The organism is Chitinophaga alhagiae, assembly GCF_003568665.1.
Classification (GTDB): Bacteria; Bacteroidota; Bacteroidia; order Chitinophagales; family Chitinophagaceae; genus Chitinophaga; species Chitinophaga alhagiae.
In genome coordinates, this window is the sequence record NZ_QXMH01000001.1 from 1,667,801 (window position 1) to 1,694,304 (window position 26,504).

Consider the following 26,504-nt stretch of genomic DNA (forward strand, 5'->3'; position numbering starts at 1 on the left):
TTGCCGGTAGCCATAAAAAAAGAATGCCTATATGATTTTCAGATCCATCACCCGGCTGTTGCTGAAACATTTTGTATGTGTGGATGGCCCGCTACACCTGCACCATCATTTATTTGCGCCCAAGTTGGTACCGCTGCGGGACAACTACCCGCCGGGCCGGCTATTATGCGCACCTGTAATTTCGCTGCTGCTGCTCTGCGCCACCGCCCATGCCCAGCAGGTCCTCGGCCCCGGCAATGTCACCTCAGTAAACATACAGCCGCAGGAAGTGCGGCTCGCCACACAAAACGGATATGCCTGCATCACTGCGTACAGCCCTTCCGTGATCCGCGTGCGGATGGACAAACAGGCGCCCGGCAGGGACTTCTCCTACGCCGTTGTGGCAAAACCCGCTCCGTTCACGCCCCGCATCACGCAAAATGCGGAAGCGGTAACAGTGGAAACAGAATCCCTCACGGTGCGCATTGCCAAAAAGCCATTCGCCATTACCTTTTCCCGGCCGGATGGTACCGTCATCAATGCGGATGAACCGGGCCTGGGCACCTCCTGGATAGGAGAAGAGGTAACCACTTACAAAACCATGCAGGAAGGCGAGCGGTTCATTGGTTTGGGAGAAAAAACGGGCAACCTTGACCGCAGGGGCAATGCCTATACCAACTGGAATACGGATGCCTATGGCTACACTACCGGGCAAGACCCCATTTACGCCACCATTCCCTTTTACATAGGCGTACACCACGGCATGAGCTACGGGATATTTTTCGATAACACCTTCCGCAGCTATTTCAATTTCGGCGCCAGCAATAACCGCTTTTCATCTTTCGGCGCGGCGGGCGGGGAAATGAACTATTATTTTATTTACCATAAAGACGTAGCCGGCATTGTTTCTTCCTACACCGGCCTTACCGGCCGCATGCCCATGCCGCCGCTCTGGAGCCTCGGCTACCAGCAGAACCGCTACAGTTATTACCCTGATACGGAAGTGTACCGCATTGCGCAAACCCTCCGGGAAAAACAGGTGCCGGCAGACGGCATTACGCTAGATATTCATTACATGGACGCTTACAAACTGTTCACCTGGAACAGTACCCGTTTTCCCGACCCGGCCGGCATGAATGCCCGCCTCGGCGAAATGGGCTTTAAGACCACGGTGATAGTAGACCCCGGCATCAAGGTGGAAAAAGGCTACCATGCGTATGAAAGCGGCCTGCGGGCCGATGTGTTCATCAAATACAGCGACGGGCAGCCCTACACAGGGCAGGTATGGCCCGGTTGGTGCCATTTCCCTGACTTTACCGGCGCAAAGGGCCGGGAGTGGTGGCAGCAGCAGATCAGGGCGTATGCCAATGCCGGTGTGTCCGGCCTGTGGAACGACATGAACGAAATTGCCACCTGGGGCCAGCACATGCCCAACAATGTGCTGTTCAATTTTGAAGGCCAGCCTGTTACACACCTGCAGGCACACAACGTATACGGCCTGCAAATGATACGCGCCAGCTACGAAGGCGCGCGCAGCGTGGCGCCCAACAAACGCCCCTTTATACTCACCCGCGCCGGTTATGCCGGCCTGCAGCGCTACGCCGCCATCTGGACGGGAGACAACCGCTCGGAAGAAGACCACATGCTGCTGGGCGTGCGCCTGCTGAACAGCCTGGGCCTCAGCGGCGTGCCCTTTTCCGGCATGGACATAGGCGGTTTCACCGGCAACCCTACACCCAGCCTGTATGCCCGCTGGATGCAAATAGGCGCGTTCATTCCCTACTGCCGCAGCCACACCGGCGTCAATACCAAGTCCGCGGAGCCGTGGGCGTTTGGCGAAGAGGTGCTGGAAATCTGCCGCAACTACATCAACCTGCGCTACCGCCTGCTGCCTTACCTGTACGCCAGCTTTTATACGGCATCGCAAACGGGGTTGCCCGTTATGCGCACACTGGCGCTGACAGACACGCATGACCCCAGGGTGTATGATGCCCGCTTCCAGAACCAGTTCTGTTTTGGCCCGTCCATACTGGTGGCGCCGTTTGAGAGCAGGGAAAACTATGCGCCCATGTATTTCCCCAAAGGCCGGTGGTATAGCCTGTATGACGATGCCCCGGAAGAAGGCGGCCGGGAAAAGATGCTGGGCCTTTCCTTTCATCAGCTGCCTGTTTACGTAAGGGAAAGCAGCATTATCCCCACGCAGTCACTGGTGCAGCATACGGGAGAAAAGCCGGCAGACACGCTGTTCCTCCACATTTACAACGGCGCCGTGAAGAACGGGTTTGAATACTATGAAGATGACGGGGAAACGTACGACTATGAAAAGGAAGGGTTTTACAAACGCCTCATCCGGTTTGAGCCCGGTACCCTTACGCTGGAGCCGCCCACCGGCCGGCGCTCCTCCCGGTTCCGGCACATCCAGCTTATACTGCACGGTTTTGAGGGGCAGGAAAAAATAACGGTGAACGGCCGGGAGGAGGCGCTTCAGCAAAGCACCGTGGCCTTCATACAGCCTATCTCCCGCTTTGACCCGCAGGGGGAGGCTAACCCGGAGATCAGTTGTAAAGTGCGGAAGGCCGTTATCCCGAACGGGAGCGAAAAGATCATCATCCATTTATAGCAGAACAGCGCTCATCCATTGAAGGGCCCGCCGGTCAGAGCATTGCTTTGACCGGTTTTGTGTTTTATGCGGTCCATGCGTTACAACAGCGGCCGGCCGGTCAAACCGCGCCTTTCTTCTCAAACACCGGTTACCTGTTACCAGCCCAGCCAGCTTTTCTCCAGCCCCACAAACACCCCTTCCTCCCGCAGCTCCACCGGGTACGTTTTGAGGTAAAAACCCTCGCCGCTGCTGTTATAGCCGTTCTTTATGTTAAAGCGGTAGCGGTGCAGCGGGCAGGTCACGTTGCCTTTATCGTCTATATGCCCGTCTGCCATAATGCCGCCGGCATGCGGGCATTTGTAGGCAAATGCGTACAGCTGGCCCTCATGGCGGGTGAAACAGATCTTTTTACCGTTCACTTCATGTACGGTAATATGCTTTTCTGCCGCCACCTGCTCGTCACCGAGGCGGTACCAGTTGTATTGTTTGGCCATTAAAAGAAATATTCGGATTTGTAGGGGTAGCGCTCGCGGTAGAGCTGCACCACCTTGTCCAGTATGGTTTTGCGCAGTTCGTCAATATTGCGCCTTTCGGTAGCGGAAATGAATACGCTGTTGCCATGGGTGCGGTGCTCCCAGCTTCCTTTAAGCTGCTGCAGAATGTCTTGCTTCACTTCGTCCGTCAGCCACTCGTCAAAGGTCTGGGCCTCATACAGGTCCATTTTATTGAAAATAAGAATGGTGGGCTTGTCCAGCGCCTTCAGCTCGGTGAGCGTGCGGTTCACCACTTCTATCTGGTCTTCGTACTGGGGGTGGGAAATGTCTACCACGTGCATCAGTATATCGCTTTCGCGTACCTCGTCCAGCGTGGATTTGAAGCTCTCTACCAGGTGGTGCGGCAGTTTGCGGATAAACCCTACCGTATCGCTGAGCAGGAAAGGCGTTTGTTCAAATACTACTTTACGGGTAGTAGTGTCCAGCGTGGCAAAAAGTTTGTTCTCGGCAAATACTTCGCTTTTAGACAACAGGTTCATGATGGTGCTTTTGCCCACGTTGGTGTATCCCACCAGGGCTACACGGATGTATTCTCCGCGGTCTTTCCGCTGGGTGAGCGACTGTTTGTCTATTTCCGCCAGGCGCTTGCGCAGCAGGGATATTTTGTCTTTTACGATACGGCGGTCCGTTTCTATTTCCGTTTCACCGGGGCCTCTCATGCCAATGCCCCCTTTCTGCCGTTCAAGGTGCGTCCACATACCGCGGAGGCGGGGCAGAATGTACTGGTATTGCGCCAGCTCTACCTGTACCTTGGCCTGCGCGGTGCGGGCGCGGCGGGCAAAAATATCGAGAATAAGGTCACTCCGGTCAATCACCTTTACCTTCAGCTCCTTCTGGATGTTGGCGATCTGCGAGCCGCTCAGTTCATCGTCAAATATCACCAGGCTGATGTCTTTCCCCACCACGTACTGCCTGATCTCTTCCAGCTTGCCCTTGCCTACAAAGGTAGCCCTGTCAGGGTGGGGCAGCCGTTGCGTAAAGCGCTTTACGGCTTCAGCGCCGGCGGTTTCCGCCAGAAAAGCCAGCTCGTCCAGGTACTCCTGCACCTGCGTATCCGTCTGCTCTTTATGAATAAGGCCTACCAGCACGGCCTGTTCGTCCCGGTCTACTACTTGTTGTTTTTCTATCAAAGCGTCTCTTGAATTTGTGCAAAGTTAATGAATCCGGCGGGTAGGGTAAATTTTCCTACATTTATGGCTCATCACAACAAAATCTACACCAATGCGTAAAACACTCCTGGTAGCAGGTATTTTATTCATTCAACAAAGCATGGCACAACAGAAAATGGACCCGCAATTGCTCTGGCAGCTGGGGCGGGTAGGCGGCGAAGCCGTTATGGAAGATGGAACGGTACTGTACGGGGTATCCCGCTACAATATGGCAGACAATAAAAGCGAGCGTAACCTCTACGCCGTTGCCCTCAATGGCGGCGCCGCCCGGCAACTGACGCAGGGCGCCGGCTCCGAGTCAGGCGCGCAGGCATTGCCCGGCGGGCGCATCGCCTATAACTATAAAGGGCAATTATGGGAGATGGACAAAGACGGCGGTAATGCCGTACAAAAAACCAATGTGGAAGGCGGCATGCAAAACATCCGCATTTCTCCCAAAGGCACCCACATTCTTTTTTCAAACGAAGTAAAACTCGAAAAAATAAGCGGAACAGATCGCTACCCTGACCTGCCGAAGTCAAACGTGCAGGTATATACAACGCTCAACTACCGCCATTGGGACACCTGGGAAGACGGCAAGTACAACCATGTGTTCTACGCCACCTATAATGCGCAAACAGGCCAGGTGGGCGAGCCGGTAGACATTATGAAGAACGAATTGTTTGACTGCCCGCAAATGCCCTTTGGCGGCGCGGAAGACTTTATCTGGGACCCCTCCGGCGCCAGCATCATTTACGTGTGCAAGAAAAAACACGGAAAAGACTACGCCCTCAGCACCAATACGGACATTTACCGGTACACCCTGGCCAGCGGCCGTACCGAAAATCTTTCCGAAGGGAAGACGGGCTACGATGTAGCCCCCGCCTTTGACGAAAGCGGCCGGCAACTGCTGTGGCTCAGCATGGCAAGAGACGGGTTTGAGGCAGACAAGAATGACATCATCCTCTACCAGGCAGACACCCGGAAGGCCGTCAACCTCACCAAAGATTGGGATGGCACCGTATCTGCCGCCCGCTTCAGCGCGGACGGGAAGAGCATCTATTTTCTGGCGGTGGTAAAAGGCACGGAGCAACTGTTCGAGATCCCCCTGCGGAAACCTGCCATCCGCCAGGTAACCAAAGGGCCATTTGACGTGAACGGTTTTGTAGGCCAGCATGGCAACACCCTGGTAGTAACCCGCGCAGACATGAACCATGCCGCTGAACTGTACACGGTCAACCTGAAAACAGGCGCCATGCAGCAGCTCTCCACGGAAAACAATACTATTTACAACAATCTGCGGCTAAGCAAGGTAGAAGAGCGGTGGACAAAAACAACAGACGGCAAAGACCTGCTCTCCTGGATAATTTACCCGCCAGACTTCGACCCTGCCAAAAAATATCCCACGCTGCTCTACTGCCAGGGCGGCCCGCAATCTGCCGTGAGCCAGTTTTACAGCTTCCGCTGGAATTTCCAGCTCATGGCAGCGCAGGGCTACATTGTAGTAGCCCCCAACCGCCGCGGCATGCCGGGCCACGGGGTGAAATGGAATGAAGACATCAGCAAGGATTGGGGCGGGCAGCCCATCCGGGATTACCTGGCCGCTATAGATGACGTGAGCAAAGAGCCTTATGTGGATAAAGACCGCCTTGGCGCGGTAGGCGCCAGCTATGGCGGGTACTCCGTATTTATGCTGGCCGGCGTGCATGAAAAACGGTTCAAAACGTTTATTGCGCACGACGGGCTGTTTGACCTCCGCAGCTGGTACGGCACCACGGAAGAGCTGTGGTTCGCCAACTGGGACATCGGCGCCTACTGGGATAAAGCGAACGCCAAAGTATATGATCAATTCAACCCCATCAATTTTGTAGACCGGTGGAACACGCCCATCATGATCGTACAGGGCGGCATAGACTTCCGCGTAGGCATTGAGCAGGGGCTGCAGGCCTTCCAGGTGGCGCAATTGAAAGGCATCAAAAGCAAACTGGTATATTTTCCCGAAGAGAACCACTGGGTGCTGAGCGCGCAAAACGCCATTGCCTGGCAGCGGGAATTTTTTGGCTGGCTGAAAGAAACCTTGTAAAAATTACCGACCATGTTTACCACGCTTCTCTTTCACGTGCAAAACAACGTGGCTACCATTACGCTCAACAGGCCCGATGTGTACAATGCTTTTAATGACACGCTCAGTTATGAGCTGCAAGACGCGCTCAAACAGGCGGAGAAAGACGGGTCTGTAAGGGCGGTAGTGCTCACCGGCGCCGGCAAGGCTTTTTGCAGCGGGCAAGACCTTAAGGCGGCGCAGGAAGGCCACCGTAACCTGGGAGACTCGCTCCACAAGCGGTACAACCCCATCATCCGCGCCATCCGCAACATGCCCAAGCCGGTGATCTGCCGGTTGAACGGCGTGGCCGCCGGGGCGGGCTGCTCCCTGGCCCTGGCCTGCGATGTGATAGTGGCCGCGGAAAATGCCACCCTTATTGAGATCTTTATCAACATAGCCCTGGTGCTGGACTCCGGCTCCTCCTATTTTCTGCCCCGCACCATCGGCTACCACCGGGCGTTCGAGCTGGCTACCAAAGCCACCAAACTCACGGCCGCAGACGCCCTGCAGATGGGCCTGGTGAACAAGGTGGTAAAAGCGGAAGAACTGGACGCCGCCGTGGACACCGAAGCCACCTTCTACGCCCAGGCTCCCACCAAAGCCATTGCCCTCATGAAAAAAATGCTGACCAAGGGCATGACGGAAGACCTGGACACCGTACTGGACTACGAAGCCTGGTGCCAGGAAATTGCCGGCAATACCCAAGACAACCGGGAAGGGGTGCGGGCTTTCCTGGAAAAGCGGAAACCGGCCTTTAGCGGTAAATAAAACGCCAACAGACTTCCCTTTTTTTTCGGCATCAATACGGGGGGCCGTCTCAAAAGTAATTTTTACCTGATCTTATTCGGGTACCTGATGGAGAGATTTTTCGTTTACGTGATTCTCGGGGCCATCAAATTACTTTTGAGACGGCCCCCTGATTTATTCAGGTACCTGGCGGAGACTTTGGTCAGCCCCGTATTGATTACAAAACCGCAAGACACCTGCAGCGGTCAACATCCACCCGTAATACAAACTTGTTTGGATCAATGGAATTTTCCGGGCAGGCCGGGGAAGCGATGTACATCCAGGCCGTATCCTGCATTTTCCGCCTGTCCCGGCCGCGCTGCCTTTGGCCGCTGGCCCATATTTTCATTATTCTCAGGTCTATATGAGGTTATCCTGGGGTTATCTTAGGGTTATTTATATAAAATTACCTAGGAAAACCCTAAGATAACCCTAGGATGACCCTATAAATATAGATCGGTGACCGCAACAAAAAAGGCCGACCGTTTTCCGGTCAGCCTTGTATTTGTGTATGTGTATCTTGTTACAGTCCGCTCAGCGCAATGCCCAGGGAATAGGGCCTGATGTCTGATGCGGCGCCTGTATTGTCTTTAAACAGGGGGTTCAGGTTCACCGTGCCAAACACGGAGAAATTGCCGTACCCTATGCGCGCGGTGCCTGCAAAACGCCAGGGGTTGAAGAAACGTTTGTTTTGTTCCTTGATGATATTCTTTTCACCGCCCAGGGTGTTTTTACCCTTGGTATGAGCATTGACCAGCATGCCCACCTTTGCGCCAATAGAGGCCTTGAAACCTTTGTTGGCATTGTCTGCCACCTGCCGGTACCTGAATTCCAGGGGGATTTCCAGGTAGTTGGTGGATACCTTGTACTTTTTATAAGTGTCTGAAGAAACAAACCTCACCTCGTTAGAAGAGGTGTTGTTCATGGGTATTACCTGTTTGTTCAGGAAAATATTGCTGGAGCTGAAACCCAGGCCGGCCGCTACGCTGAAGTTCGATTTTGAAATGGGAATGTCATACATCAGGGCTACATGAAAGCCGCGGGATAGTCCTTTTGTTTTAACACTGTCCGGAGCGGAGGCCCACCCGTCGTAAGAAAAACCGATCACCAGGAAGTCCCTGGAGAAAGAGGCCTTCTCCCGGGCCTTGCCAATGGCCGCGCCCGCCATGTTATCCTGTGCAAAAACACCCGCCGATACCGCGATAAAACCCAGTGTAAAAAGTAATTTTTTCATAATATGTTTAAATGCTTGGCAAAAAGAATATCAGGCAAATTTAATGGAATGCAAATAAATCAAAGGGTTAAAATATTGCAAAAATAATACATGGTAATTAACGAGGCCGTTTTACCGGATTTTAAGTAAATTGTATGATCGGTAAATACCCAGACCAAAATCAATCCCGTTGTACGGAACGCAGCACCCTCCCGTCCCCTTTACCCCAGTGAAAGCCTTACGTATGGCGTGATTGACAACTATTGTTGCATGAAAAAGAACAGCAGCCCCGTTATCATTGTTTTTGTTGCTGCCATCGTTTCCGTTGCCTGGTTTGCCTGGCAGGCCTGGTCTGCAGACTCCGCCGTAGTGAAGATCAACGAGCGGGTGAGGCTCACCAGTGACAAGATACGCCAGCTGGAGCAGGTGGCATACATGGCCAAAACCCTGGAATCAGCCGTAAGAGGTTACGTTATCACCGGAGACACCGGCTTTCTGGTGCGGGCAGACCAGATGGAAACCCGCCTGCGCGCGCCGGTGTTCAACCTCCAGGTACTGAGCAGCGGCAACCGGGCGGATGAGCTGCGGATGGACTCGCTCAAGACCGCCGTGCTGAAACGCATCGTATTATACAATTACCTGGTAGACGCCACCCGCGAGTCTCCCGCCATGGCCGGCGCCATGATCCAGACAAGGAAAACGCCCGCGCCGGAAGACGGCCTCACCCTGCTGATTGGCCGCTGCCTGGAGCAGCAGCATGCCCGGCTCAATTACCTGCTGGGCACGCAGTGGTTTCACCGGAAACCCTTCCTGCTGTCTATACTCGGCAGCATAGCGGCGGCCCTGGTATTGCTGGGCGGGCTGTACCGCATTGCCGCCAACCTGCGGCAGGCCCGGGCGGTGACCCAGGCGCTCACGGCCAGCGAAGAAAAGTACCGCCAGCTGATCGAAGATGCCGGCACCACCCTGTTTACCACCAACCGCGGCGGTTTCTTCACTTACGTTAATAAAAAAGCGCTTGACCTCACCGGCTACACGGCGGAAGAACTGATCAACAAACAATACACCATGCTGCTGGAGCCGCCCGTGCAAAAAGAGCTGCGGGAGTTCTACGAGAACCAGTCTTTTGACGGAATGCCTGAATCTACCTACACCTTCCCCATCCGCATGAAAAACGGGGAAAAGAAATGGGTGGAGCAGCACGTGGTGCTGGTGGAACGGAACGGCTTTTTTGCCGGGTACCAGTGCGCCGTAAAAGACGTGCACCTGAGAAGAATGGCAGATGAGCAACTGGCCGAAACCAAAAAAGAAATAAACATCCTCAACAGCAGGATGCAGTCCATCCTGGAAAACACCACGTCCATTGTTTTCATCAAGGATGTGCATGGCCGTTACCTGCATGTGAACAGGCGGTTCGAGGAAGTGTTCGGCATTGCGCTGAAAGAGATCAAAAACCGGTCTGACAAAGACTTCCCCAATATCCTGCACCCCGGTAAACACGCGGTTACAGACCGTACGGTGATCCTTTTCGAGAAACCGCAGGAAATAGAAGAGACCATCGAAATAGGGAATGAGACCCGGTATTTCTTCATCAACAAATTTCCCCTGCGTGACCATACCCTCCGCGTATACGGGCTCTGCGGCATAGCCACAGACATCACGCCGCGCATAGAGATAGAAAATAAACTGATAGAAGCACGGCGCAAGGCGGAAAACGCCAAAAAGGCGCAGGAAGTGTTCATGGCCAACATGAGCCACGAGCTGCGCACGCCGCTCAACGGGATCATTGGCGTTACCGCCCTGCTGCAGCAGCTGGAAGGCGGGCCGGAGTTGCGGGAGTATGTGAGTGACATACAGGAGTCTGCCGGCAACCTGCTGGTGCTGGTAGACGACCTGCTGGATTTTTCCCGCATCAGAACGGGGCAGCTGCACCTGGCCAAAGAAGACTTTGACCCCCGCCACCTCATCCTGCGCGCGGCGGGCAAACACCGGCAGCGCGCGGAAGCCAAAGGCCTGGCTTTTCATTGCGAGCTGGCGGAAGCGGTGAAAGACCACGTATTGGGAGACCCCACGCGCCTCAACCAGGTGCTGGAAAACCTGCTGGACAATGCGGTGAAATTCACGGAAAGCGGGGAGATCCGGCTTACGGTAAAAGTAGCGGCCGCCAATGAAAAGAACACCATGCTGCTGTTTGAGCTGCAAGACACCGGCATTGGCATACCGGCGCCCCTGCTGCAAGACCTGGGCGAAGGTTTTTCCCAACTGCAGGGCGGCAACAACCGCAAGCATAGCGGCACCGGGCTGGGCCTGGCCCTCACCCGCCAGCTTATTTTGCTGCAGCACGGCAACATTGCCATCCGCAACAATCCAGAGGGCGGTACTATTGTGAGCTTTTCCATCCCGTTCAGCCGCAGCTTTCACACCGCGGAACAAGCGCCACCGGAGCCCGCGCGCGCCCCGCTGCAGGGCCGCCACATCCTGGTGGCGGAAGATAACCCGCTGAACCAGAAAGTAGCGCAGCGCCTGCTGCAACAGGCCGGCGCCAGTGTAACGCTAGCGGAAAACGGCCTTGAGGCATTGCAGCAAGTGCAGCAAAACAATTTTGACTGCGTGCTGATGGACATCCAGATGCCGGAAATGGACGGCCTCAGCGCCACCCGCAAAATACGGGACATGGGCTCCGGCATCCCCATTATTGCCATGACGGCGTCCGCCCTGCGGGGTGACAGGGAGCGCTGCCTGCTCACCGGCATGAACGAGTATATTTCCAAACCCTTTGTTCCCGGAGATCTTTTCAGGAAAATACAGGAAGTGCTGGGAGAAAAAGAGCCCCCACTGTCCGGTTTCATCAACACCGGCCCCAACGAGCCCGGGAACCGGCCTTTTATTGACCTGCTGTACCTGCGCAATATTGTGGAAGACGACAAGGATTACCTGCTGGACGTGCTGGGCATATTTGTAGAATGCACGGCGGGCATGTTTACCCATCTGCTGAACAGCGCGCGGGAAAAGGCCTGGGAAGAAACCAGCCGCCATGCCAGCCTGCTGCGCAACAGCCTCATGATCGTCAAAATACACCCGCTGTCTGACATGATGCAGCAGATAGAGCAGTATACACGCAGCCGCAGCAACCTGGACAGTATAGTGCCCAACATCCAGCTGGCCATAAAAATTTACCACGATGCGCAATCTGTATTAAAGCAGGAAATGGAAGACATCCGGAACAACTAGGCGGCCGGCAATTCAAACCAGAAGCGGCTGCCCTTGCCCGGCGCGCTGCTGACCCCTATAGTACCGCCCTGCGCTTCAATGAACTCCCGCGCAATGGCCAGCCCCAACCCGCTGCCCTTGCTATTCTCAGCGCCCGGCACCTGGAAGAAACGTTCAAATATCTTGCCGCGGAAAGCAGGGTCTATGCCGGGGCCCGCATCCTGCACGCTGAACAACAGTGTATTCGTTGCCGTTACTTCCACCGCCAGTTCTACCGCCGCGCCGGCCGGAGAATACCGGATGGCATTGGTGAGCAGGTTCACCAGTACCCAGGCGCTTTTCTCCGCATCCGCGGCGGCCCTGGGCAGGCTATCCGGCACACGGGCCTGGATGGCCAAATTACGGCCGGCGGCTTCCTTGCTGACCGTGCCAAGGGCGTACTGCACAATGTCTGCCGGTTCCACGGCCTGTATCTGCAATTGTATGTTACCGCTCTGCTCCCGGGAAAAATCCAGCAGCTCGCTCACCATGCGTATCATACGCCGGTTATCCTGCCGGAGGCTGTCTACCAGCTCCTGCTGTTCAGGGCTCAGCGGGCCGGAACGCTCATCGTCCAGCAGTGTGAGGCTGAGGTCTGTGGCGGCCAGCGGTGTTTTCAGCTCATGAGAAATGGTGGCTATGAACTGGGTTTTGGCGAGGTCAATTTCCCGGTAAGTAGTGATATTTTTGAGGATGATGATGTACCCTATTTTTTCCTGTTCGTAATGAATGTCTGCCGTTTCTTTCGTAAAAAAGCTCTCCCGGCCGTTCACCACGATCTTTATATGCCCGTTGTCTGTTTTGCCGAGCAGGTATTGCATCAGGTCGTTCCGCTGCGCAATTTCCCCGGCGGGCCGGCCGGCCACTTCCGCAGCCTGCATATTCAGCAACTGCAGCGCCTGCCCATTGGCAAAAAGTACGTTCCCCTTGTTGTCTATACCAATGGTGGCATCTTTCAGGCTGCCAATTACGGCTTCCGCCCGTTTCTTTTCAAACAGGATGCGGGCCAGGTTGCTGTGCTCGTATGCATGCAGCTGCTGCGCCATGGTGTTGAAAGCCTCCGCCAGTTCGCCAAATTCATCTCCTGACCGGAAGTATAGCCGCTGCTCATAGCGGCGCCGGGCTATGCCCTTGATACCCTCCGTCAGCTCACGGATGGGGTTGGCAATATAACCGGGGAAGTTGTACACAAAAGAAATACCCAGCAGGAAACAAATGCCGCTGATAATGGCAATGTACAACAAAGCCTTGTCTGCCGTGGCCTTGGTGCGCTCGTTCTTCATCACGATGGCTTTCATGTTCAGCTCCATGATGGTGTAAAGGTCTTGCCGGAGGGCAGGCAGGTCTGGCTTCTCCTGGAAATGGCGGCGCAGCTGCGCGGTAGCGGCCGCTTCTCCCGCCTCCGTTACGTTCCGCTCCTGCAAGGCCTGGTTCTTCACAAAGCTCAGGCTGTCTACCGGCCTGGCCTCCAGGGCCATCAGCATGTTTTTGGCGTACTCTACAGACTCGTAGTTGTCCTGCAAAATGGCGCCTGCCTCACGGTTCACCCGGCCAATGTAATAGTAGCCCAGTATGCTCACCAGCAGCAGCATACAGAAAAGGAACAACACGCCCAATGTGATCTTCGTTTTGAGCTTGAGCCTGGTCATGACAGTATTACAAGATCGATTTCGTGAGAGGATAAAGTTTTCAACAGTTGCGAAAAGATATTTGTTCGCAAGATAATGCCGAACAGGCTGATATGCGGTTTCCCGATGCAGACGGTGGTAATATCCTTTTCCTGCGCTGTTTGCAGAATGGCCGCCGGCACATCTGAAGCCTGCACGCGCAATACTTCCGCGCCCAGCTCCGTGGCCATTTTCAGGTTATTGATCAGGTGGCGCTGCTGGGCCAGGGGGATGCGCGCCGCGCTTTCCCGCGGTGTCTGCACATAGAGCACATACCATTCCCCGTAGTAGTAGGCGGCCAGCCGCGCCGTTTTCCGGATTACCTTCTTGGCCGCGGCATCGTTGCTGGACACGCAGGCCAGAAAACGCTCGTGCCGCATCTGGCGGTTGCGCGGCACCGCCGTTTCTACTTTCCGCTCTACCTGCGAAGCCACTTCTTTCAACGCCAGCTCCCGCAGCTGCAGTATCTTTTCCGGGGTAAAAAAGTGCTGCAGGGCCGTTCCCACCTTGCTCCGATCATAGATCTTGCCTTCCTTGAGCCGGGTGATCAGCTCGTCCGCGGTAAGGTCTATGTTCACCACTTCGTCCGCCAGCTGCAGCATGCTGTCAGGTACCCGCTCCTGCACCTCCACGCCCGTAATAGCCTTCACCTGCTGGTTGATGCTTTCCATGTGCTGGATGTTGACGGCCGAAATTACGCCGATGCCGGCACGCAGCAGGTCTACCACGTCCTGCCAGCGCTTTTCGTTCCTGGAGCCGGGTATATTGGTGTGGGCCAGCTCGTCTACGATCACCCATTGCGGCGCCAGCAGCAAAATGGCGTTGAGGTCCATGTCCTCCAGCATCTTGCCTTTGTAAAATACCTGGCGCCGGGGTACTATGGGGAGGCCGTTCAGCAGGGCGGCCGTTTCTTTCCGGCCATGGGTCTCAATGTACCCTACCTGTACCTGCACCCCCTGGCCCATAAGGGCATGCGCTTCCTGCAGCATACGGTAGCTCTTGCCCACACCGGCGCTCATACCAATGTATATTTTGAAAGCGCCGCGGCCGGCCCGGTTGTCTGGATGTAAAAATTCCTGCATCATGTGTTGCGGGATCCACCACCACGGGGGCCTGCCCACGGTTTGATAAAACCCAGGCCGGCCCCGCGTGAAAATGGTTTGCTATGGATTTAAAATGAAACTGCCAGTGATGTAGTTAGTGCCACGTTGCTGTTCTTCACTGCTCCGTTCTTTATAAAAATATCGTCCTTGCTGCTGTATAGCTTCCCTTCCACCCTGAAGAGCACGTTGCTGACGGGCGCCACGTCAAAGTTCAGGGAATAGCCGCCGGTTTTAAAGCCATTGGGCGTACCGGTAGCTATGATCACGCCATTCTCATCGTTATAATATTCATACCGCGCCGCCAGTGCAATGTTGCCTGAAAAAGCATACCGGGCTATGGCAATGGGGCTGAACCAGGAGTTCATGTCACTGCTGCCTTTTGCTTTTTGCTCCAGGCCATAGTCGCAGCCGGCTATGAGGCTAAAACGGTCCGTGATGTTAAAGATACCATATACGTCGTTGAAGTAGCGCATTTGCCGTACGGAGTCCGCCTTGTCGTTGCCAATAAAAGTGCTCCAGTTAAGCGTTGCTTTACTGCCCGGTTTGAATACCACCTGGGTGCCGAAGCCCGGCGTCTGGTTGCCGTCTACCCGCCTGATGCGCTGCCAGCCGTTGAGATACATGGCCGCTACCGTCCATTTTTTATTAGACCAGGTTATTTTGGCCCCCGCTTCATAATAGGGCGTGTTTTCTGCCATGAGGCTGCGGGTGAGGGTAAAACAGTCTTTGGAAACAGCGCTTTCAAACCCGATGTGGGAAGGCATAATGCCCGCATCTATCCACAGGTTTTTGCCTATGCGCACGCCCACGTTGGCTTCATACACATGCCGCAGCAGCTCCGGCTCCGCGGCCAGGTTGTATTGGGCGTAGGTACCGGCCATAATGGCCAGGTTGGCGCGTACACGGTCTGCTGTGTAGCTGCCTTTGAGGTAGGCATGGTTGACGTTCAGCTCATTGTGCCGAGCATGGTTATAGAGAAATGGCGGGCGGGTATGGTTGGCCGGCTCGTTGAGATCAAAGCCGTAGTAGGCCTCCACATAACCGGACAGGGTGATCTTCGGTGTTTCTTTGGCCGGTCCTTCCTGGGCCATGGCCTGCATGGTCAGGGCAATGGTAGCTGCCGTTAAAAATATTCCTTTCATATGAGTTGTTTGTTACTGTTTCATGCGGCCGGCCAGTGTGTAATTGCCTGTACGGGCGCAATGGTTTATTGTATGTTTCCTTGCTTATGCACAGTTATAGCGCCTGTTGCCATTGTGTACCGCGCACGCCGGCCGCAGCAAGCTGCGGGCCGGGGTAGCGGGTACAGGGTTTTCACAGGATGCATATAGGGAGGCTGAGTATCTTTATTTCATCTCGTCCAACGCCAGGTTCAGCTGCAGCACGTTGACTGTGGCCGGCCCCAGCAGCCCCAACAGGGGGCCTTTAGTGTGCTGGTCTACCAGTGCTGTCAGCATGGAGGCCGGCAAGCCGCGCAGCATTGCAATGCGGGGCGCCTGAATTTTTGCGGCGGCGGGGGAAAGGTGAGGGTCCAGCCCGCTGCCGGAAGCCGTTACCAGTTCAGCCGGGATGTTTGCTTTCTGCACACCGGGGTTGTGTGCCAGGAAGGTGTCTATCCTTTCCTGCACCGTTTGCAGGTAATCAGGGTTGGAAGGCCCTTTATTGGAGCCGCCGGAGCCGGCCCCGTTGTAGTCCACCGCGGAAGGGCGGCCCTGGAAATACCTGTTGTCAGAAAACTTCTGCCCGATGTTGGCATAGCCCACTACGGAATCTCCCCGCTTTACGGTAACCCCGTTGCCACCGCCCGGCGCTACTTTGGCCAGGCCCGCAATCAGCAAGGGGTATAAACCGGCGGTGATCAGCACCAGCACCAGCGTAAGCCGGAGAGCGGGAAAAAAATACTGTTTCATCTCTTCTGTTTTTGATGCATTTAAAAGAATAAAGCCACCAGCATGTCTATCAGTTTGATGCCGATGAAGGGTACAATAACACCGCCCAGCCCGTACACCAGCAGGTTCCGGCGCAGCAGCGCGCCGGCGCCAATAGGCCGGTAAGCCACGCCCCGCAATGCCAGCGGTATCAGCAGGGGAATAATTACCGCGTTGAAAATAACAGCGCTGAGAATAGCGGTTTCAGGGCTGTGCAGCTGCATGATGTTGATACCCTGCAGCGCCGGGATGGAGGCCACAAACAGCGCGGGCACAATGGCAAAATACTTGGCCACATCGTTGGCAATGGAAAAAGTGGTGAGCGTACCGCGCGTCATCAGCAATTGTTTGCCGATCTCAACGATCTCTATCAGTTTGGTAGGGTCGTTATCCAGGTCAACCATATTGCCTGCTTCCTTGGCGGCCTGGGTACCGCTGTTCATGGCCACGCCTACGTCTGCCTGGGCCAGGGCGGGCGCATCGTTGGTGCCGTCTCCCATCATGGCCACCAGGCGGCCGTTCTGCTGCTCCTGGCGGATATAGCTCATTTTATCTTCCGGCTTTGCTTCCGCAATGAAATCGTCTACCCCCGCTTTGGCGGCAATGTATTTAGCGGTGAAGGGATTGTCTCCCGTTACCATCACGGTTTTGACGCCCATTTTGCGGAGGCGCTCAAAACGCTCCTGTATGCCGGGTTTGATAATGTCCTGCAGCTCAATAACACCGGTTACACGCCCGTTTACGGCTACTACCAGCGGGGTGCCGCCGTTACCGGATATTTCTTTTACGGTAGCCAGGGTTTCTGCGGGGAAGCCGTTTCCCGCCTGCGCGGTCAGGCTGTGGATGGCATCGTACGCGCCCTTGCGGATGCGCGTGCCGTCTGGCAGGTCTATGCCGCTGCTGCGGGTCTCCGCCGTGAATTTTACCAGATGCGCGCCGGTAACGGAAAGGCCCGCGGCCACCTCGCCGCCCGCCAGTTCTACAATAGACCTGCCTTCCGGCGTATCATCCGCCAGGGAGCTTAATACGCAATGGTGTATAAATTCTTTTGCATCGTAACCGTTGGCGGCATAAAAATTTGTGGCCTTGCGGTTGCCGATGGTGATGGTGCCTGTTTTGTCCAGCAGCAGCACATCCACGTCTCCGGCGGTTTCTACCGCTTTGCCTGATTTTGTGATCACGTTGGCGCGCAGCGCCCTGTCCATGCCCGCAATACCGATGGCAGACAGCAGCCCGCCAATGGTGGTAGGTATCAGGCATACAAACAGGGAAATGAACGCCGCAATGGTGATGGGCGTTTGCGCATAGTCCGCAAAAGGCTTGAGGGTAACGCATACTATGATGAACACCAGGGTAAAGCTGGCCAGCAAAATGGTGAGCGCTATTTCATTGGGCGTTTTCTGGCGGGTAGCGCCTTCTACCAATGCTATCATCTTGTCCAGGAAAGACTCGCCCGGCTCCGTGGTAACACGCACCACAATACGGTCGCTAAGTACTTTAGTGCCGCCCACCACGCTGCTTTTATCTCCGCCTGCCTCCCGTATGACGGGCGCGCTTTCTCCGGTAATGGCAGATTCGTCTATGCTGGCCAATCCTTTTACGATCTCGCCGTCTGCCGGTATCACATCGCCGGTTTCACAGAGGAACAGGTCTCCTTTCTTCAGCCGGGAAGAAGGCACCACTTTCACTTCGTCCGTAAATATCTCGCCCACGGCCAGTATCTTCTTTGCTGGCGTTTCTTCACGGGTTTTACGGAGGCTTTCCGCCTGCGCCTTGCCGCGGGCTTCGGCAATGGCTTCAGCAAAGTTGCCGAACAGCACCGTGAGCAGCAGTATAATAAAAATGGCGAGGTTATAGCTGAAGCTGCCCTGTCCGGTGCTGCCGGTGAAAAGAGTGATCAATGTTACCACCAGCATTACCAGCGTACCCATCTCTACCGTGAACATCACCGGGTTTTTGACCAGCAGGCGGGGATCTAGCTTTATGAACGACTGCCGGAGGCTTTCCCTTACCAGCGCTGCCGGGAACAGGGTATTGTTATTCGATTTTTTCATCCGTTGAGGTTTTTGTCTTTACAGGTACAGGGAAAAATATTCTGCCACCGGCCCCAGTGCCAGCGCGGGAAAGAAAGCCAGTGCGGCAATGATGAGGATCACGGCCATGGTCATGACCCCAAACGTGACCGTATCTGTGCTGAGCGTGCCCGCAGACGCAGGAATGTGCTTCTTCTGCGCCAGCAGGCCGGCTATGGCCACCGGCCCCAGTATGGGCAGGTACCGGGAGAGTATAAGCACAAAACCGGTGCTCACGTTCCAGAAAATATTATTGTCTCCCAGGCCTTCAAATCCAGATCCGTTATTGGCCGCGGCGGAAGTATACTCATACAGCATTTCGGAGAAACCATGGTGACCGGGGTTATTCAGCCAGCCAAGCTCCGGCTGCCGGGTAATAACGAAAGAAGACAGGGCGGTGCCCGCCAGTATCAGGAAGGGGTGCAGCAAAGCCACCAGCGCCGCAATTTTGATCTCCCGCGCTTCTACCTTATGCCCCATGAACTCGGGCGTACGGCCCACCATCAGACCTGAAATGAACACGGCAATGATGATGAAAACAAAGTAGTTCAGGATGCCCACCCCGCAGCCGCCATAAAAGCAATTGGTCATCATGGCCACCAGTTGCATCAGCCCGGTGAGCGGCATGGTACTATCATGAAAGCCATTTACAGAGCCGGTAGAAATAATGGTAGTGATGGTGCTCCAGTAGCCTGTTGCCGCGGGCCCAATACGCACCTCCTTGCCCTCCATGGCCCCGGTGGGCTGGGCAATGCCCATTTGTGCAATAGCCGGGTTGCCGTTCATTTCACTCATCATGGAAGGAATAAGCAACAGCAGCATGCCCGCCGTCATAACCCCGAAAATGATATAGGAGAATTTTCTGCGGTTGATGAAAAACCCCAGGGCAAATACCATGGCAATGGGAATGATCATCTGGGCAATGGCTTCCGTCATGTTGGTGAGGTAACTCGGATTTTCCAGCGGGTGAATGGAATTGGCCCCAAACCAGCCGCCGCCGTTGGTGCCCAGGTGTTTAATGGCTATCATGCCGGCGGCCGGCCCACGGGATACGCCAACGGTATCTCCCTGCAGGGTAACAATGGTATCCTTCCCCGCGTAGCTGGCCGGCGTGCCGTTAAACGCCAGCACCAGCGCTATGATCACGCAAAGGGGCAGCAGCAGGCGGGTATTTGTTTTTACGAGTATTTCCCAAAAGTTGCCCAGCTTGGTGGTGGTCTTCTCCCTGAAGGCCTTGAACAACACTATCAATGCTGCAATGCCGGTGGCCGCGCTCACAAATTGCAGGAAAGTGATCACAAAAAGCTGGGTAAAATAGGTAAGCCCGCTTTCTCCGGAATAGTGCTGCAGGTTACAGTTCACCAAAAAGCTGATGGCCGTATTGAAGGCCAGGTCCGGCGTTTGGGCTGCATTGCCGTCCGGGTTGAGGGGCAGCCTGTCCTGGAAAACAAGCAGGAAAAAAGCGTATACGAACCAGATCATGTTGATGGTAAGAAGGGCCTTGAGGTGCTGCTTCCAGTTCATTTCCTCACGCGGGTTAATACCGCAAACGCGGTAGATCAAACGTTCCGCAGGACTTAAAAAATCAAGCAGCGTTCTTTCGCCCCTGAACACACGGGCAATGTACCTGCCCAGCGGTATGGCAATAAGCAGGGTGATGGCATAAGTGGCAATAACGCCCAATAGTTCGGTATTCATGATTTCAGAATTTTTCCGGCTTCAGCAATACATACAGCATGTAGCAGAACACCAGGATGGCCAGTACAAATAATACATTCATCATAACAGTCAGATTTTTTCAAGAAAGTCAACAGATCTGAAGAACAGCCAGAAGCAAACAAGCCCGGCCAGCAAAAGCAGTGCGATCATCATATGGAAAAGGTTTTGATTCTTTAAATAGCTTGCAAGTGTCTGCTGCGTACCTGCTGTAAAGAGGAGGGTAGCAGTTCCTTTACGGGCTGCGCGTCCAGGAAGGGAGACACAGCGTAAACGAACACGCCTTCAATGGCGGTTTTCAGCAGTTGGCTGCCATTCCTGTACAGTACGCCGGCCATCGAAAAACATTTTCTTGCCTCCTGCAATTGCCCCAGCCTGATGAGCTGGCGGGTGTAAGTGGAAAAAGCGCTGATGGCGGTAGTAACAGCCGCCGTTGGCGGCATGCTGTACTTCAGCGCGGGAATTTGCAGGGCAATTAAAAGGGAGACTTTAGCATCCGGTAACATATCTATGTTTTTGCCCGGGTAATAACGAGCGGAATGCCAAAAGAGTTAACAATATGGCTGTCAATTAATTAGACACATTCGCAGCCATGAAGCACCATGCAGAAATTGCATGGCACCCTGCAAAAACGGGGTACTTTCAGACGGTTATATTGTATTCTTTGATCTTGTTGTAGAGCGTGGTCAATCCTATCTGCAGCATTTCCGCTGCTTTGGTTTTATTGCCTTTGGCGTATTGCAGCACCCGGGCAATATGCTGTTTTTCCACTTCCGCCAGGGACAGGGAGGATGGCTCTCCGGCAGGGGCGGCCATATGGAACTCAATGGGCAGCGCGTCTGCATCCAGTTCTGCTGTATTCGTTAAAATAACGGCCCGCTCAATAACATTGCGCAGCTCCCGTATGTTGCCGCGCCAGTTATGGGCCTGCAGGGCCTTTGCGAAGGCGGGGCTCATGCCGTTTATCCTTTTGTTGTTTTTAGGCGCCAGCTGGCGGAGGAAGTATTCGGCCAGGAGGGGAATGTCTTTACGCCGTTCGTTCAGTGAAGGCAGTTGTATCTGGAAAGCGGAAAGCCGGTAATAAAGGTCTGCCCGGAAATGGCCGCTTTCTATTTCACGTTCGGGCGTGCGGTTGGTGGCGGCAATAATGCGGATGTTCACCTGCAGGGGTTTGGCATCGCCTACCTTGTAAAACTCTTGTGTTTCCAGTACGCGCAGCAGCTTGGCCTGCAGCTCAATTGGCATTTCACCTATCTCGTCCAGGAAAAGGGTGCCGTTGTGCGCTTCCTCCAGGAAGCCTTTTTTATCTTTCAGGGCGCCTGTAAAAGCGCCCGCTTTATGTCCGAACAGTTCACTTTCCAGCAGCTCTTTCCCGAAGGCGCTACAGTTCACCGCCACAAAGGGCTGCATTTTGCGAGCGCTGGCGCGGTGAATGGCCTGTGCAAACACTTCCTTGCCGGAACCTGTTTCTCCCAGTAGCAGCACGGTTACATCGGTGGCCGCTACCTTCCGGGCCAGGGCAATGGCGTTCCTGATTTCGGGAGACTGCCCGATGATATTGTCAAAATCATATTTGCCGCTGATGCGGTTTTCCAGAGAACGGATGCGAAACTGGAGCAAAGCCTTGTCCATGGCCTTGCTGGTGAGCGGTAGCATGCGGCTGTTGTCATCTCCCTTCGTAATATAATCGAAAGCGCCGTTCTTGATGGCCTGTACCCCGTCTGCAATGTTGCCGTAGGCGGTGAGCACTATTATTTCTATTTCGGGATAGCGGGCCTTGATAGCTTGCGTCAGCTCCACGCCGTTGGCATCCGGTAGCTTAACGTCAGATAACACCACCTGCACTTCTTCCTTTTCCAGCAACTTCCAGGCTGCTTTGGCGTCTTTCGCTTCCAGCACGGCATACCCTTCCCTGCCCAGGAGGCGGGCCAGCAGCTTGCGCAGCTGGTCTTCGTCATCTATAATCAGTATTTGACCTGTTGACATAACAGCTGCAAAGGTAGGGGAAAGGGCCTATCTTGCATCCGTTGTTTTCTGGTTCCTTTTGACGGTAACAGCCCCAATGACAGATGCCAGCCCGCCCAGCACGGCGTTGGTAACAAACAGGTTGCCCAGTAAGAATATCCAGAAACCTTCTCTTTTGTAGCTGCTATACTCGCTCATGCGTGTACCATCTGAAGGCAGGTTGCCGGTAGTGCCCGGCGGCGGCTCTGTGGCCAGGTGGAAAATAATATGCGCAGTAGATACCATCACAATAAAGATAGCGGAAGCCAGCAAGCCCATTACAAACAGGTTGCTCAAAGAAGCTCTTCCGCCCATGGCCTTGTTGACATGTATAATGAACAGCAGCACGCCTACAAACAGCACGCCGTTGGCTATATAGCCGGTCCACAGGTCTGAAGACCACTGGGTCATATAAAACACCATGGTTAGTACGATGCCGATCAATGACATCAATACCCCGTATATCACAGCCAGTTTCAAAGGTGAATGCAGACGTGTTTCCATATGCTGTTTTTTAAGTGAGCAAATAGTTATGTTCCTCCCCGCTTCAGTACTCTCTTTGTTATTGCCTTCATTTTGCATTCCAGCATTTTCACCCACTCCTCACGGCGGGGCGATGTTAATACAAAGCCAATAAACGTGCCTATCATCAGCCCTTTTATAAAATATTTATTCATTTTTCACAGTTTTTAATATTGCCCTGAGGTTGTTTTTCACCTTCATAATGCCCGCCCATAGCTCACCTTCGGCTTGCAGACGTTTTACGGTGTTGCCTATATGAAAATTGCGGATGCTGAGGTTCTTATTCACCTCTTCCCAATGCAGGGGCGTAGATACGGTAGCACCAGGCCTGGGCCGCACTGAATAGGGAGCGGCTATGGTTTGCCCTTTGCTGTTCTGTAAAAAATCCACATACACTTTTTTTACCCGGGCGGATTTTGCGCGGGTAACACTGGTAATGTCCGGCAGGCGCGCATGCACTTCCCGCGCTACAAACTCTGCAAAAAGGCGGCAGGTCTCATACGGATAACGGGCGCCGGTTGGTATGTAGATGTGCAGCCCGGTGGCGCCGGAGGTTTTGCAGAAAGAGCGGATGTCAAATTCATCCAGCACGGCGCGTACCGTGTTGGCCGTTGTTACCACATGTTTGAAATCAATTTCACCGGGGTCCAGGTCTATCACAATATAGTCAGGCGCATCCGGCTTGCCGGTCCTTGACAGCCAGGGGTTCACTTCAATGCAGCCGAGGTTGATCATATAAGCCAGGGTTGCCTCGTTATTGCAAATGAGATAGTCTACCGTTTTATTGGAAGAGGCGGAGTGTACCGGCAATGTTTTGAGCCAGGAAGGAATAGTTTTTACATCAAGGTCTTTCTGGTAAAAACTCTGCCCGTTAATACCGTTGGGAAAACGGTGCAGGGAGAGCGGCCGGTCTTTAAGGTGCGGCACCAAGTAATCCGCTATCTCCAGGTAATAGTCAATGAGCTGGCCCTTGGTGATCTTTTCATCAGGCCAATAGATCTTTTGCTGGTTGGTGAGTGCCACCTGCTGCCGGTTGAGCGTAAGCGTACGGTCGTTTTCGGCAGCGCCCTTCCCGGGAGCGGCCATTTTTTTAACGGCGGGGGCGGCTGCTTTGGCCGTTTTTTTGCCGGCGGGGCTTTTGGCGGCCGTAGCCTTTTTGCCTGCCGCGCTTTTACGGGTGGCCGCTTTTTTTGCGGCGGCGCTGCTGCCCGCTTTGGCCGTTACTGGCGTGCCGTTCACAGTTATTTCTCCTGAAGATGCTTTTTTGCCTGCCATGGTAATATGTTTAGGGAGTTCTCTTTTTACCTGCTTTGCCGGCTTGTCTTCCCGCAGCGCAATAAAAATGGGCTGCCGCAGATTGCCGCCGCCCGTCCATTCAGAAAATTTCACCTCGCATACCAATACCGGCTTTACCCAGGTAATAGGCATGTTGGTCGTTACTTTTTTATCAAAAGGAGAGCCGGCCTGCACATAAGGTTGCAGCTTTGCGTGCACCTCTCCAAGCAACTGTTCATTAAACCCGCCGCCGCAGTGCCCAATATATTCCAGCTTGTTGCCTTCATATACGCCCAGCACCAGGGCGCCCAGCTTTTTACGGCTGCCGCGCGGCGCGGTAAATCCGCAAACAACTGCCTCCTGCCGGTTGAGCACTTTTATTTTCAGCCAGTTGAGGCTGCGGTTGCCCTCTGTATAGGCGCTGCTGCCGTTTTTGGCAATAATACCCTCCCAACCGGCCCCGGCGGCCTTTTTAAAGAGCCGTAGGCCTTTGGTGGCTACGTGGTCCGAGTATTGAACGAGGGGATTATCCAGCTGGGATATGATCTCTTGCAGCAGCGCTTTTCTTTCCAGCAGGGTCAGCTCTTTCAAATCATGGCCGTTCAGGTACAACAGGTCAAACACCTCATATACGAGGTTGCCTTGTCTGGTGGTCTTATAATTTTGAAGCGATTGAAAATCAGAGCGCTCTTTTTTTCCCAGCACAACAATTTCGCCGTCAAGCACCACGTTGTGGGGAATTTCCTCTACAGCTTTCCTGATAACGGCGTATTGTTCATTAAAGGATATCTGGTTGCGGGAATAAAGCTCGGCCCTGCCTTTTTCTACATTGGCCATGGTGCGGTAACCGTCCCATTTGGTTTCAAATACCCAGCCCTCCCGGTCAAAGGGCTCGTCTACCAGCGTGGTGAGCATGGGCTTGTACCACTCCTTCATGGGGGTCAGCTGTTCCGTTGGCTCAGCGGCTTTTTTTTTAGCGGCTTTGGTGGAAGAGGCGGCGCTTTTGGAGGATGCAGTTTTAGTGGGCCGTTTAGAGGCGGCGCTTTTGGAGGATGCAGTTTTAGCAGGCCGTTTAGCGGCGGCTTTGGCAGCGCTGCTTTTTGCAGCCGTTTTCGCCGGGGCCTTCTTTTCTCCCGCGCTCCCCCGCTGTTTGTCTATCACCCGTTGCGGGGTATGGTCTTCACTGTTGTATTTGCCTGTAACCGCGTATTTGTCTTTATGTTTGATGAGGAGCCATGCATTTTCATCCCGGCCTTTCATTTTCACCAGCGCAAATTCCCCTTTCAGCTTTTTGCCATGCAGCACCACCTTCAGGTTGCCGGAGCGCCATTCCCGCAGGGCTTCCTTGTCAAAGGCTTTGCCGTTGCTTTCCAGCAGCTCGTAGGTGCCTTTGTCCCAAAGGTAAACATACCCGGCCCCGTAGTTGCCGGCGGGTATCTCTCCCTGAAAGTCTTTATAGTCATACGGGTGATCTTCCACTTCCATGGCCAGCCGTTTGTCTTCCGGGTTCAGGGAAGGGCCTTTGGGCACGGCCCAGCTTTTCAGCGCCCCGTCTATTTCCAGCCGGAAATCGTAGTGCAGGCGGGTAGCGTGGTGGCGTTGCACTACAAAAATGTGCTTCCCGCCTTTAGACTTGCCGGCCGCCGGTTCGCTGGTCTGTTTAAAATCCCGTTTCTTTTTATACGTACTTAAACTCATGACACCCGTTTTTTATTACCGCCCAGGCTGGCCTTCAACTGGTCAAACAGCTCTGTGCTCTTGGTATGTACCACCCGCAGTTTCTTCACGGCCGGGCGTTTGCCGGAGGCCTTGGCCTTGATGATCTTCAGCAGTTCTTTCCGGTACTCGTCTTTATACTGGGTGATGTCAAAAGCCGCTGTATACTGGTCTACCAGTTTAACCGCCATATCCAGCTCCTTTTTGGCTATTTTGACATTGGACGGCAGGGAAAGGTCTTTCGGGTCCCTGATCTCTTCCGCAAAGCGCAGGCGGTGCAGTACCAGGTAATCCTCCTTGGGGCGGACAATAGACAGGTGCTCCGCGGAGCGCAGCACAAACAGGCTGATGCCTACCTTGTCTGTTTTGGCGAGGGTTTGCAGCAGCAGTTCATATGCTTTGTCGCCCCCCTTGTCCGGCTCAATGTAGTACGGCGTTTCAAAATACATGTCGTCTATCTCCGCCGCGTCTACAAAAGAAGATATTTCTATGATCTTGCTCTTTTTGGGACTGGCATTGGCAAAATCATCCTCCTCCAGCACTACGTATTCATCGTTATAGTTATAGGCCTTAACGATGTTCTCCCAGGCCACTTCCTTCCCCGTTTTTTCGTTGATCCGCTGAAAGCGGATGTGAGAATGGTCTTTTTTGTCCAGCATGTCCAGGTCAAGCCTGCTTTCCTGGGTGGCGCTGTACAGTTTAACCGGTATGTTCACCAGCCCGAAGCCGATGCTGCCGCTCCATATTGCTCTCATGGTTGCAAGATTTAGGAGGTATACAACAATGATTATACCACTACCCCTTAAAAAAAACCGCCCCGGGACCGGGACGGTAAGTCATTCTATAAATATGCATAACTATGGGGG

At 54.2% G+C, this 26,504-nt stretch carries 19 protein-coding genes; 4 read left to right on the forward strand and 15 right to left on the reverse strand.

The features are described from left to right. Window positions 1-31 precede the first annotated feature (31 nt). On the forward strand, window positions 32-2,599 hold the full coding sequence (locus D3A97_RS06620; RefSeq protein ID WP_119077597.1) for a glycoside hydrolase family 31 protein: 2,568 nt from the start codon (window positions 32-34) through the stop codon (window positions 2,597-2,599). Window positions 2,600-2,736: 137 nt separating this feature from the next. Here the strand turns inward: D3A97_RS06620 and D3A97_RS06625 are convergent, their stop codons facing one another. Beyond that, window positions 2,737-3,075, reverse strand: coding sequence for a Rieske (2Fe-2S) protein (locus D3A97_RS06625; protein WP_119077598.1), 339 nt, complete (start codon window positions 3,073-3,075; stop codon window positions 2,737-2,739). Then, a complete protein-coding gene (gene hflX / locus D3A97_RS06630) occupies window positions 3,075-4,265 on the reverse strand; it encodes a GTPase HflX (protein WP_119077599.1) in 1,191 nt (396 codons plus the stop codon). Before hflX ends, D3A97_RS06625 begins: the two co-directional genes overlap by 1 nt. A 91-nt stretch (window positions 4,266-4,356) precedes the next feature. Between hflX and D3A97_RS06635 the strand changes: the two genes are divergently transcribed. Both D3A97_RS06635 and D3A97_RS06640 read left to right on the forward strand, forming a co-directional pair. Beyond that, window positions 4,357-6,366, forward strand: coding sequence for a S9 family peptidase (locus D3A97_RS06635; protein ID WP_119077600.1), 2,010 nt, complete (start codon window positions 4,357-4,359; stop codon window positions 6,364-6,366). Window positions 6,367-6,378: 12 nt separating this feature from the next. Then, entirely contained in the window at window positions 6,379-7,155 is a 777-nt protein-coding gene (locus tag D3A97_RS06640) for an enoyl-CoA hydratase-related protein (RefSeq protein WP_119077601.1), read from the forward strand. A gap of 541 nt (window positions 7,156-7,696) precedes the next feature. On the opposite strand, the gene D3A97_RS06645 is transcribed toward D3A97_RS06640, so the two are convergent. After that, entirely contained in the window at window positions 7,697-8,407 is a 711-nt protein-coding gene (locus tag D3A97_RS06645; protein ID WP_119077602.1) for a porin family protein, read from the reverse strand. Window positions 8,408-8,656: 249 nt separating this feature from the next. Here D3A97_RS06645 and D3A97_RS06650 point away from each other — a divergent pair, with 249 nt between their 5' ends. Further along, a complete protein-coding gene (locus D3A97_RS06650) occupies window positions 8,657-11,617 on the forward strand; it encodes a PAS domain S-box protein (protein WP_119077603.1) in 2,961 nt (986 codons plus the stop codon). On the opposite strand, the gene D3A97_RS06655 is transcribed toward D3A97_RS06650, so the two are convergent. The 12 genes from D3A97_RS06655 to ku form a co-directional block, all read right to left on the reverse strand. Continuing rightward, a complete protein-coding gene (locus D3A97_RS06655) occupies window positions 11,614-13,284 on the reverse strand; it encodes a sensor histidine kinase (protein ID WP_119077604.1) in 1,671 nt (556 codons plus the stop codon). The two genes, D3A97_RS06650 and D3A97_RS06655, sit on opposite strands and share 4 nt — an antisense overlap. Further along, window positions 13,281-14,387: a sensor protein KdpD gene (locus D3A97_RS06660; protein WP_119078465.1), complete on the reverse strand. Its 1,107-nt coding sequence runs from the start codon at window positions 14,385-14,387 to the stop codon at window positions 13,281-13,283. Before D3A97_RS06660 ends, D3A97_RS06655 begins: the two co-directional genes overlap by 4 nt. A gap of 86 nt (window positions 14,388-14,473) precedes the next feature. Continuing rightward, a complete protein-coding gene (locus D3A97_RS06665; RefSeq protein WP_119077605.1) occupies window positions 14,474-15,547 on the reverse strand; it encodes a porin in 1,074 nt (357 codons plus the stop codon). Between the two features lie 204 nt (window positions 15,548-15,751). Then, window positions 15,752-16,315, reverse strand: coding sequence for a potassium-transporting ATPase subunit KdpC (kdpC, locus tag D3A97_RS06670; RefSeq protein WP_119077606.1), 564 nt, complete (start codon window positions 16,313-16,315; stop codon window positions 15,752-15,754). Between the two features lie 20 nt (window positions 16,316-16,335). Further along, window positions 16,336-18,387, reverse strand: coding sequence for a potassium-transporting ATPase subunit KdpB (gene kdpB, locus D3A97_RS06675; protein ID WP_119077607.1), 2,052 nt, complete (start codon window positions 18,385-18,387; stop codon window positions 16,336-16,338). Between the two features lie 18 nt (window positions 18,388-18,405). After that, entirely contained in the window at window positions 18,406-20,103 is a 1,698-nt protein-coding gene (gene kdpA / locus D3A97_RS06680; RefSeq protein ID WP_119077608.1) for a potassium-transporting ATPase subunit KdpA, read from the reverse strand. Between the two features lie 4 nt (window positions 20,104-20,107). Next, on the reverse strand, window positions 20,108-20,188 hold the full coding sequence (locus D3A97_RS25335; protein WP_119077609.1) for a potassium-transporting ATPase subunit F: 81 nt from the start codon (window positions 20,186-20,188) through the stop codon (window positions 20,108-20,110). Window positions 20,189-20,297: 109 nt separating this feature from the next. Beyond that, window positions 20,298-20,627, reverse strand: coding sequence for a DUF7674 family protein (locus D3A97_RS06690; RefSeq protein WP_119077610.1), 330 nt, complete (start codon window positions 20,625-20,627; stop codon window positions 20,298-20,300). A gap of 136 nt (window positions 20,628-20,763) precedes the next feature. Continuing rightward, window positions 20,764-22,107, reverse strand: coding sequence for a sigma-54-dependent transcriptional regulator (locus D3A97_RS06695; RefSeq protein ID WP_119077611.1), 1,344 nt, complete (start codon window positions 22,105-22,107; stop codon window positions 20,764-20,766). Between the two features lie 27 nt (window positions 22,108-22,134). Beyond that, window positions 22,135-22,629 carry a hypothetical protein gene (locus tag D3A97_RS06700; RefSeq protein WP_157986384.1) on the reverse strand — a complete coding sequence of 165 codons (495 nt, stop codon included), beginning with the start codon at window positions 22,627-22,629 and terminating at the stop codon, window positions 22,135-22,137. A 165-nt stretch (window positions 22,630-22,794) separates the two neighbouring features. Further along, window positions 22,795-25,620: a DNA ligase D gene (gene ligD, locus D3A97_RS06705; RefSeq protein ID WP_119077613.1), complete on the reverse strand. Its 2,826-nt coding sequence runs from the start codon at window positions 25,618-25,620 to the stop codon at window positions 22,795-22,797. Beyond that, a complete protein-coding gene (gene ku, locus D3A97_RS06710) occupies window positions 25,617-26,393 on the reverse strand; it encodes a non-homologous end joining protein Ku (RefSeq protein ID WP_119077614.1) in 777 nt (258 codons plus the stop codon). The genes ligD and ku overlap by 4 nt, the downstream gene beginning before the upstream one ends. Between the last annotated feature and the right edge of the window lie 111 nt (window positions 26,394-26,504).

Excerpts from the sequence above, each read along its gene's own strand:
- D3A97_RS06690 (WP_119077610.1), bottom strand. The coding sequence starts at position 20,627 with ATGTTACCGGATGCTAAAGTCTCCCTTTTAATTGCCCTGCAAATTCCC.
- D3A97_RS06640 (WP_119077601.1), top strand. The coding sequence starts at position 6,379 with ATGTTTACCACGCTTCTCTTTCACGTGCAAAACAACGTGGCTACCATT.
- D3A97_RS06700 (WP_157986384.1), bottom strand. The coding sequence starts at position 22,629 with ATGGAAACACGTCTGCATTCACCTTTGAAACTGGCTGTGATATACGGG.
- D3A97_RS06650 (WP_119077603.1), top strand. The coding sequence starts at position 8,657 with ATGAAAAAGAACAGCAGCCCCGTTATCATTGTTTTTGTTGCTGCCATC.
- D3A97_RS06665 (WP_119077605.1), bottom strand. The coding sequence starts at position 15,547 with ATGAAAGGAATATTTTTAACGGCAGCTACCATTGCCCTGACCATGCAG.
- D3A97_RS06655 (WP_119077604.1), bottom strand. The coding sequence starts at position 13,284 with ATGACCAGGCTCAAGCTCAAAACGAAGATCACATTGGGCGTGTTGTTC.
- D3A97_RS06635 (WP_119077600.1), top strand. The coding sequence starts at position 4,357 with ATGCGTAAAACACTCCTGGTAGCAGGTATTTTATTCATTCAACAAAGC.
- kdpA (WP_119077608.1), bottom strand. The coding sequence starts at position 20,103 with ATGAATACCGAACTATTGGGCGTTATTGCCACTTATGCCATCACCCTG.
- D3A97_RS25335 (WP_119077609.1), bottom strand. The coding sequence starts at position 20,188 with ATGATGAATGTATTATTTGTACTGGCCATCCTGGTGTTCTGCTACATG.
- D3A97_RS06645 (WP_119077602.1), bottom strand. The coding sequence starts at position 8,407 with ATGAAAAAATTACTTTTTACACTGGGTTTTATCGCGGTATCGGCGGGT.
- D3A97_RS06625 (WP_119077598.1), bottom strand. The coding sequence starts at position 3,075 with ATGGCCAAACAATACAACTGGTACCGCCTCGGTGACGAGCAGGTGGCG.
- D3A97_RS06660 (WP_119078465.1), bottom strand. The coding sequence starts at position 14,387 with ATGATGCAGGAATTTTTACATCCAGACAACCGGGCCGGCCGCGGCGCT.
- kdpB (WP_119077607.1), bottom strand. The coding sequence starts at position 18,387 with ATGAAAAAATCGAATAACAATACCCTGTTCCCGGCAGCGCTGGTAAGG.
- D3A97_RS06695 (WP_119077611.1), bottom strand. The coding sequence starts at position 22,107 with ATGTCAACAGGTCAAATACTGATTATAGATGACGAAGACCAGCTGCGC.
- D3A97_RS06620 (WP_119077597.1), top strand. The coding sequence starts at position 32 with ATGATTTTCAGATCCATCACCCGGCTGTTGCTGAAACATTTTGTATGT.
- ligD (WP_119077613.1), bottom strand. The coding sequence starts at position 25,620 with ATGAGTTTAAGTACGTATAAAAAGAAACGGGATTTTAAACAGACCAGC.
- ku (WP_119077614.1), bottom strand. The coding sequence starts at position 26,393 with ATGAGAGCAATATGGAGCGGCAGCATCGGCTTCGGGCTGGTGAACATA.
- kdpC (WP_119077606.1), bottom strand. The coding sequence starts at position 16,315 with ATGAAACAGTATTTTTTTCCCGCTCTCCGGCTTACGCTGGTGCTGGTG.